This is a genomic window from Streptomyces sp. NPDC107550, assembly GCF_055639095.1.
This window is the reverse complement of record NZ_JBVKBC010000008.1, coordinates 31,157-39,730: the sequence shown is the minus strand read 5'-3', so window position 1 is coordinate 39,730 and position 8,574 is coordinate 31,157. Positions and strand designations below refer to the sequence as shown.

The 8,574-nt window shown below is 72.9% G+C and carries 7 protein-coding genes; 2 read left to right on the top strand and 5 right to left on the bottom strand.

The annotated features are described in order from the left end of the window. Positions 1 to 327 precede the first annotated feature (327 nt). From ACZ7LY_RS13690 to ACZ7LY_RS13670, 5 genes are all read right to left on the bottom strand, one after another. Positions 328 to 570, bottom strand: coding sequence for a DUF397 domain-containing protein (locus ACZ7LY_RS13690; protein ID WP_471624750.1), 243 nt, complete (start codon positions 568 to 570; stop codon positions 328 to 330). 85 nt (positions 571 to 655) lie between these two features. Next, positions 656 to 1,843, bottom strand: coding sequence for a thiolase domain-containing protein (locus ACZ7LY_RS13685; protein WP_471624749.1), 1,188 nt, complete (start codon positions 1,841 to 1,843; stop codon positions 656 to 658). Then, positions 1,843 to 2,898, bottom strand: coding sequence for a thiolase domain-containing protein (locus ACZ7LY_RS13680; protein WP_471624748.1), 1,056 nt, complete (start codon positions 2,896 to 2,898; stop codon positions 1,843 to 1,845). The genes ACZ7LY_RS13685 and ACZ7LY_RS13680 overlap by 1 nt, the downstream gene beginning before the upstream one ends. Continuing rightward, a complete protein-coding gene (locus ACZ7LY_RS13675) occupies positions 2,899 to 3,879 on the bottom strand; it encodes a Zn-ribbon domain-containing OB-fold protein (protein WP_471624747.1) in 981 nt (326 codons plus the stop codon). 535 nt (positions 3,880 to 4,414) lie between these two features. Continuing rightward, positions 4,415 to 5,215 carry a crotonase/enoyl-CoA hydratase family protein gene (locus ACZ7LY_RS13670; protein ID WP_471624746.1) on the bottom strand — a complete coding sequence of 267 codons (801 nt, stop codon included), beginning with the start codon at positions 5,213 to 5,215 and terminating at the stop codon, positions 4,415 to 4,417. A 191-nt stretch (positions 5,216 to 5,406) separates the two neighbouring features. Between ACZ7LY_RS13670 and ACZ7LY_RS13665 the strand changes: the two genes are divergently transcribed. After that, entirely contained in the window at positions 5,407 to 7,032 is a 1,626-nt protein-coding gene (locus ACZ7LY_RS13665) for an acyl-CoA synthetase (protein ID WP_471624745.1), read from the top strand. Between the two features lie 134 nt (positions 7,033 to 7,166). Beyond that, positions 7,167 to 8,537, top strand: coding sequence for a hypothetical protein (locus tag ACZ7LY_RS13660; RefSeq protein ID WP_471624744.1), 1,371 nt, complete (start codon positions 7,167 to 7,169; stop codon positions 8,535 to 8,537). Positions 8,538 to 8,574: the final 37 nt, after the last annotated feature.

Sequence of the window (8,574 nt, the reverse complement as noted above, 5' to 3'; positions counted from 1 at the left end):
CGGCCTTCCCGCCGTGGGGGTTCTCGCGCAGTTCCCCGCGCCCCTGACGGGGCGAGCCCCCTCGGGAGGGGTTTCGGCCTTCCCGCCGTGGGGGTTCTCGCGCAGTTCCCCGCGCCCCTGACGGGGCGAGCCCCCTCGGGAGGGGTTTCGGCCTTCCCGCCGTGGGGGTTGCTCGCGCCGTTCCCCGCGCCCCTTGCGGGGCGAGCCCCCTCGGGAGCGGGTTCGGCTATCCCGCCGTGGGGGTTCTCGCGCCGTTCCCCGCGCCCCTGACGGGGCGCTGCCGTTGCCCGCGCCCCTTGTGGGGCGCGGGACGCGAGGTGGGTGGGGTCAGGTCAGGTCGAAGTCGCCTTCCCTTGCGCCCAGGACGAACGCGCCCCATTCCGCCGGGGTGAAGATCAGGGACGGGGACTCGGGGTTGCCGCTGTTGCGCATCGCGATGAAGCCCTCGACGAAGGCGATCTGGACATCGCCCCGGCCTCCGCTGCTGGATCGCCAGTCCGCGTCGCTCAGGTCCAGGTCCGGCTTGTGCCACCCCGCGAGCGGGTGCTGGTCGATGGTGCTCTCCGCCACGTCCTTGCTCCTCCCGGTTCGTCGTCCGCGGGCCAGCCTAGCGAGCGGTCGCGGCCCCGCACAGGCCGCGACGGAGCCCGTACGGTCAGCCCGTGGGCGGCTGCGCGCCGACGAGCCACATGGAGAAGAACTGCGAACCGCCGCCGTAGGCGTGCCCGAGGACCTTGCGGGCGCCGTCGACCTGGTGCTCCCCCGCGAGCCCCCGCACCTGGAGGGCCGCCTCGGCGAAGCGGATCATGCCGGACGCGCCGATGGGGTTGGTGGACAGGACGCCGCCCGACATGTTGACGGGCAGGTCGCCGTCGAGTTCGGTGACGCCGGACTCGGTCAGTTTCCAGCCCTCGCCCTCGTCGGCGAAGCCCAGGTTCTCCAGCCACATCGGCTCGTACCAGGAGAACGGCACGTACATCTCCACGGCGTCGATCTCGCGGCGCGGGTCGGCGATCCCCGCCTGCCGGTACACGTCGGCGGCGCAGTCCTTCCCGGCCTGCGGCGACACGAAGTCCTTGCCCGCGAACAGCGTGGGTTCGCTGCGCATCGCGCCGCCGAGCATCCAGGCGGGCGGCCGGGGCGCGCGGGCCGCTCCGGCGCGGTCGGTGAGGACCATCGCGCAAGCCCCGTCCGAGGACGGGCAGGTCTCGGAGTAGCGGACGGGGTCCCAGAGCATGGGCGCGGCCTGCACCTTCTCCAGGGTGATGTCGTGCTCATGGAGATGGGCGTACGGGTTCTTGAGCGCGTTGCGGCGGTCCTTGTACGCGACGAGCGAGCCGACCGTGTCCGGCGCCCCCGTACGCCGCATGTACGCGCGCACGTGCGGGGCGAAGAAGCCGCCCGCACCGGCGAGCAGCGGCTGCTGGAACGGGATGGGCAGCGACAGCCCCCACATGGCGTTCGACTCGGACTGTTTTTCGAAGGCGAGGGTGAGGACCGTGCCGTGGACGCGGGCGGCGACGAGGTTCGCGGCGACGAGCGCGGTCGAGCCGCCGACGGAACCCGCGGTGTGCACACGCAGCATCGGCTTGCCGACCGCGCCGAGCGCGTCCGCGAGGTACAGCTCCGGCATCATGACGCCCTCGAAGAAGTCGGGCGCCTTGCCGATGACGACGGCGTCGATGTCGGCCCAGGTCAGTTCCGCGTCCTCCAGGGCGCGCAAGGCGGCCTCGCGCACGAGCCCGGCGATCGACACGTCCCGGCGGGCGGCGACGTGCTTGGTCTGCCCGACGCCGACGACCGCCACGGGCTCCTTGTGCGTGGTGCGTGACGTGACGGTCATCAGGACTCCCCTTCGAGTACGGCGACCAGGTTCTGCTGGAGGCAGGGCCCTGAGGTGGCGTGGGCGAGCGCCCGCCGGGACGCGCCGCGGTGGATGCGGGCGGCGGCCTCGCCGATGCGGATGAGTCCTGCGGCCATCATCGGGTTGGCGGCGAGCGGGCCGCCGGACGGGTTGACGTCCACGTCGTCGCCGAGCCGCAGCGCCTTGCGCAGCACGACCTCCTGCGAGGTGAACGGCGCGTGCAACTCGGCGGTGTCCACGGGCCGTTCGAACGCCCCGGCGCGCTCCGCGGCGAGCCGCGTGGACGGCGAGTCGGTCAGATCGCGTACGCCGAGGCTGTGGGCCTCGACGCGGTGGTCGATGCCCCGGATCCAGGCCGGCCGTTCGCACAGCTCGCGGGCCCGTTCCCCCGCCGCGAGGACGACGGCGGCGGCCCCGTCCCCGACCGGCGGGCAGTCGCCGGTCCGCAAGGGGCGTACGAGGTAGTCGCCGTGCGGGACCTCGCCGCGCAGTTGGGCGTACGGGTTGTCGGCGGCGGCGCTCCTGCTGCGGGCGGCGACCCCGGCGAGGGCCGGTTCGTCGGTCTCGCCGGCGTCGATGAGGGCCTGCGCCTGGAGCGCGGCGAGGGCGACCGAGTCGGGCCACAGCGGCGCGAGGTAGTACGGGTCGAGCTGCCGGGTCAGGACGTCGCGCACGGAGCCGGGTGAGGACTTTCCGTAGGAGTAGACGAGCGCGGTGTCGGCCTCGCCGGTGAGCAGTTTGGTCCACGCCTCGTACAGCGCCCACGCGCCGTCCATCTCGACGTGCGACTCGGAGATCGGGGGCCACGCCCCGACCCCGTCGAGCGCCATGGTGAACGAGAACGCGCGCCCCGCGAGGTAGTCGCTCGACCCCGAGCACGTGAACCCGATGTCGCTGGTGCGCAGCCCCGTCGCGGCGAGCACCTCGTGCAGCACCGGCATCAGCATCTCCACCTCGGACTGCTCGTCGGTGGAGCGCCGGTGCGCGGTCTGCGCGAAGGCGACCACGGCGATGTCCCTGAGCGGTGGCCGCATTCAGATCAGCTCCTTGTACGTGTCGTAGTCGGCGTCGGGCTCCCCGGTGGGCCGGTAGTGGTCCGGGTAGCGCCCGCCCTCGGTCCACACGGGTTCGACGCGCAGGCCCATGCGGACCTCGTCGTAGGGGATGCCGGCGATCCGGCCGTGCAGGGGCAGGTCGGCGCCGTCGAGGGCGATGTGCGCGTAGACGTAGGGGACGTCGATGTCGAGGTTCTTGGCCTTGATGTTGACGATGCAGTACGTGGTGACCGTGCCGGCCGGGCCGACCTCGACCTGGTCCGTGGTGGCGATGCCGCAGGTGGGGCAGGCGCCGCGCGGAGGGACGTACACCTTGCGGCAGGAGGGGCAGCGTTCGCCGACGGTGCGGTGGTCGGCGAGAGCGCGGATGTAGCGGCTCTGGGCTCCGCCCGGGCTGTACGTGTAGTCGAGGCGGGCGGGGGCGACGATCCCGGTGACCTGGTCGCCGGACGGGACGGCGGTGTACGGGACGGCGGTGTGCGGGACGGCGTCCGTGCCGGTGCTCGGGTCCTCGGCGGCGAGTTCGAAGCAGGCGATGTCGGTGATGGCGCCGGTCGGCTCCGGGGACCAGCGGACGCGGACGCGGGCGCCGGTGCGGACGGCCTCCGGGCCGGGGGCGTCCAGGGCGTGCAGGATCGCGGTGTCGGCGCCGTCGAGTTTCACCAGGACCCAGGCGAACGGGGTGTCCAGGGGCTGGCCTCTGCGGGGTTCGGGGTTCCACGCCCAGGTGGTGACGGTGCCGGTGTCGGCGACCTCGACGAGGTCACGGAGTTCGTCGGCCGTCACGGGGTCGTACTCGACGGGCGGCACCATGATCCTGCCGTCGGTGGTGCGGATGCCGAGGATCTTGCGGGTGCGGAGTTCGGTCAGGAACGTGGACTGGATCGAGCTCAGGGAGCGGGTGAAAGGGAACTCCACGATCAGGGGTGCGCGCAGTACATCAGCGGACGTCCGAGCCATGAACATGCCTCCTCATCAACGGTTACTTCGACTGACGGTGCGTCTCAGCTCCCCGCACCCGTGGGTGACAGCCTCTTCGCCCCGGTTCTTCGACTGACGGCGCGACGTGGCCGCTCGCGCAGTTCCCCGCGCCCCTAGGCAAGTGGGTGGCTCCGGCCGGTGGGTTTCCGCGACTCTCGTCGCGGCTGCTCGCGCAGTTCCCCGCGCCCCTAGGCAAGTGGGTGGCTCCGGCCGGTGGGTTTCCGCGGCTTTCGTCGTGGCTGGTCGCGCAGTTCCCCGCGCCCCTGGAGGGGCGACTGCGTCGCCACCTCCCGCCTGGGGAAGCTGCACGAAGTGCATGCTTCAGGGGCGCGGGGAACTGCGCGAGAAGCCCCACCGGCCGAAAGATGACCACGCACGGTCGTGCCCCGAAGGGGCGCGGGGAACTGCGCGACCAGCCCCCACCCACCCGCAGGTGAGCGACCACGACCAGGGGCACCCCCCACCACATAAACTCCGGACGACGTACCCACCCGCACAAAAGCACCCCGCACACCTACTCCCGCCGAAACACCGGCGGCCGCCGCTCCGCAAAGGCCACCGCCCCCTCCTTCGCATCGGCCGTGTCGAACACCGGCCACCCCCGCGCCAGTTCCGCCGCCAGCCCCTCCGCCTCACTCATGTCGGCCGTCTCGTAGACGGACGCCTTCACCGCCTCCACGGCCAGCGGCCCACACGCGTTGACCCGCTCCGCGATCTCCAGCGCCGCGTCCAGCGCCGTCCCGTCCAACACGACCCGCCCGATGAGCCCGATCGCCGCCGCCTCGGCAGCCCCGTACGGCCGCCCGGTCAGCAGCATCTCCAGCGCGTGCGTCCGGGGGATCTGACGCGGCAGCCGTACGGTGGAGCCGCCGATGGGGAACAGCCCACGGGCCACCTCGAAGAGGCCGAACGTCGCCGACTCCCCCGCGACCCGGATGTCCGTCCCTTGCAGAATCTCCGTACCGCCCGCGACGCAGTGCCCCTCGACGGCGGCGATGACGGGCTTGCGGGGCCGGTGGTGGCGGAGCATCGCCTTCCAGTGCAGGTCGGGGTCGGCCTTCAGGCGTTCCCGGTGCTGCTCGCCGGCCATGCCCTTGCCGGCCAGCGCCTTGAGGTCCATGCCCGCGCAGAAGACCCCGCCGGCCCCGGTGAGGACGACGGAGCGGATCGCGTCGTCCGCGTCGGCCTCCAGCCAGCCGTCGTAGAGCCCGACGAGCATCGACAGGGACAGCGCGTTCTTCGCCTCGGGCCGGTTGAGCGTGAGGACGAGCGTGGCGCCCTCGCGGTGCGCCGTCAGATGTTCGGTCCCCGCCATGACTGCCCTCCAGTTGGCCGTGCGTCGGACCCGTGGGCCCGTCGGGACCAGAACAGGTTGCAGGAGCGGGCGGGCCAGTACAAGAGTTTTCTGACAGGTAGTCAGTTTTCTTGTGTGCGGGCCCTTCCGCCTTCCTGGGGTCTCTGCTGTGATGACCGGCACACGAGATGCGGCCACGGTCAGGAGGAGCGGTGGAGTACAACCTTGCCGACCTGTTCGAGTCGGTCGTCGACGTGGTCCCGGACCGCGAGGCGCTCGTCCACGTCGACCACCCGGGCACGGGCGCGGAGCGCCGGCTCACGTACGCCGACCTGGACGCGGCGGCCAACCGGCTCGCCCACCACCTGATCGACAGCGGCATCCGCCCGGGCGAACACCTCGGCCTGCACCTCTACAACGGCGTCGAATACCTCCAGACCGTGCTCGGCTGCCTGAAGGCACGCGTCGTCCCGGTCAACGTCAACTACCGGTACGTGGAGGAGGAACTGGCGTACCTCTACCAGGACGCGGACCTCGCCGCCCTGGTCTTCGACGCCGAGTTCACCCCGCGCGTGGCGGCGGCCCTGCCGAGGGCGCCGAAACTGCGCCATCTGGTGCAGGTCGGCACCCCGGAGGCGGACGCGCCCGCGCTCGGGGCGGTCGACTACGCGCGGGCGACGGCGGGCGCCTCCGCCGACCGTGGTTTCGCGCCGCGGTCCCCCGACGACCTGTTCATCATCTACACGGGCGGCACGACCGGCATGCCCAAGGGCGTGATGTGGCGTCAGGAGGACCTGTTCTTCTCGGGGTTGGGCGGTGGCGCGCCCACGGGTGAGCCGGTGACGCGGCCGGAGGAGCTGGCCGAGCGGGTCGCGGCCGGCGGGGACGGCATCACGTTCTTCCCCACTCCCCCGCTGATGCACGGCACGTCCACGCTGACCGCGTTCATCGGCCTCAACTTCGGCCAACGCGTCGTCATCCACACGAAGTTCGTGCCGCACGAGGTGCTGCGTACGATCGAGAAGGAGAAGGTGACCAGTGTGTCGCTGGTCGGCGACGCGATGCTGCGCCCCTTGATCGACGCGCTCGAAGGGCCGATGAAGGGCACCGACTGTTCGTCGCTGTTCAGCGTGTCGTCGTCGGGGGCGATCATGTCGGACACCGTGCGCGCCCAGTTCCAGGCGCTGGTGCCCGGCGCGATGCTGCTGAACAACTTCGGCTCATCCGAGTCCGGCTTCAACGGCACCGCCACCGACGACGCGGGCCCGGTGCGCGGCTTCCGGCTGCGGGTCAACTCCCGTACGCAGGTGGTGGACCCGGCGACGAACGAGCCCGTCGAACCGGGCGAGGTGGGCAGGCTCGCGCAGCGCGGTCATGTACCGCTCGGTTACTACAACGACCCGAAGAAGACGGCCGAGACGTTCTTCCAGCGCGGTGACGAGCGCTGGGTGCTGCTCGGCGACATGGCGACGGTCGACGCGGACGGCATCGTCACGGTCCTCGGGCGCGGCTCGCAGTGCATCAACACCGGTGGCGAGAAGGTCTATCCGGAGGAGGTCGAGCAGGCGCTCAAGTCCCACCCGGACGTGTACGACGCGCTGGTCGCCGGGGTGCCCGACGCGACGTGGGGCAACCATGTGGCGGCGGTCGTCCAACTCCGCGACGGTGCCCCGCCCTTGACCCTGGACACGCTCCAGTCGCATTGCCGCTCCCACCTCGCCGGCTACAAGATCCCCCGCCAGCTCGTCCTCACGAACCTCATCCAGCGCTCCCCCAGCGGCAAGGCCGACTACCGCTGGGCCCGCCAGGTGGCGGCGAGCGCCCCGACGGACACCTGACCCGGCCCGGCCCGGGGCGGGCGCCGCCCGGCGGAAAATCCCCTCGCGCCACGCCCCGGCCCTGGCTACGCTGCACCCGTGACGAACACCTTCTCGTATGGAACGGGGGAACTGTCCGCGCAAGGTGAGGGCTGATGCCACTGACCTCCGCGCACGACATTCCCGCCCGACTCTCCCTGTGGCGCCGCGTACGCCGGTACGCCGTGCCGCCCCCGATGATCGAGACGGCGACCGCCCGGCGGGCCGCCGGGGACTGGGCGGGGGCCTGCGCCGCCGCCCGCGTCGACATCGACCTCGATCCGCGTGCCGTACGCGACCGCCACGGCTCCGACGTCGCGGCGCGGCTCCGCGCCGACCTCGGCACACTGGCGCCCGACCTGTTGCGCTGGCACATGCCGAGGATCGCCCCGGACGGCCTGCTGCGGCCCGCGCTGACCGTCGAACTCGCCCGCTATCCCGTGGACAGCGGGCCGCCGCTGCGGCTCGTGGTGCGGACCGCTCCAGCGCCGGCCAGGGGCGGGCAGCGCATGTCCCTCGCGCTGTGGGACCCCGCCACGCGGCGCAGCAGCCTCCCTCATCCCCATCCGCACCCCGACCGCCGCTTCCGGCTCGATCTGCACCGGCACCTGTGGGACGCCGCCCGCGCCCCCGAGCTGGCCCACCGCCATGCGCCGCCCGAGCAACGCCTCGCCCAGGAGGCGGAGTTGCTGCTCCGTGCGCAGGGACGTACGCGCGGCCTGTTCACCGTGCGGCTGGGCCCGCGCGAGCGGGTCGTGCTGGAACTCGCCGCGCCCGACGACGCCCACGTACCGAGCGTGCGGGCACCGGCCGAACCGCCACCCGCACAGGAGAGGGCAGCCCTGCCCGAGCTGCCGGAGGCGGCGGTGCGCGCGGTGCCGGACGTGGAGCTGCTGCGCGCGGGGCTGGTGCGGCTCGACGCGCTGCACCCGCTGGTCGCCGCCGCGCTCCCCCCGTACGCGGCCTGGCCACCGCCCGCCGACGAGGCCCCTGAGCCCGATGACCCGCACCGGGCGGCGTGCCAGGGCGAGACCCACCGGCTCGCCCTGCGGGACGGCGTCCTGACGGCCGTCGACCACGACGCGGACCAGGTGCGGCGCGAGGAACTGCTGCGGGCGCTCGGCGGTACGCCGCTGCCCTGCCTGCGCGCGATCGACCGCGCCCATCGCTCCCCCGCCTCGCTGCCCGCCGTACGCGAACGGCTGCTCCACGGGGACATGGCCGGGGCGCTCGCCGTCGTGGAGGGGCTGCTCGGGCCTGCGGCCGTGCTGCGGGAGGGACCGCTGCGGGACGAACTGGCGGCGGCGGTCGCGGACCGTGTGGCGCACGGCCTGTACCGCGCGGGCCTGCCCGACGAGCATCCCTCGGCCGCGCTGCCCGATCTGCCGCACGCCCGGCGCCGGCCGCGCCTGACCCGCCGTACGCCCCTTCCGATGCGTGCCAAGCGCGCCGCCAGGCCCCGGCCGCGTACCGGCCGGACCCGCTGATTCGGCGCCTGCTCTTCCTCTTCCTTCCGCTGCGCGG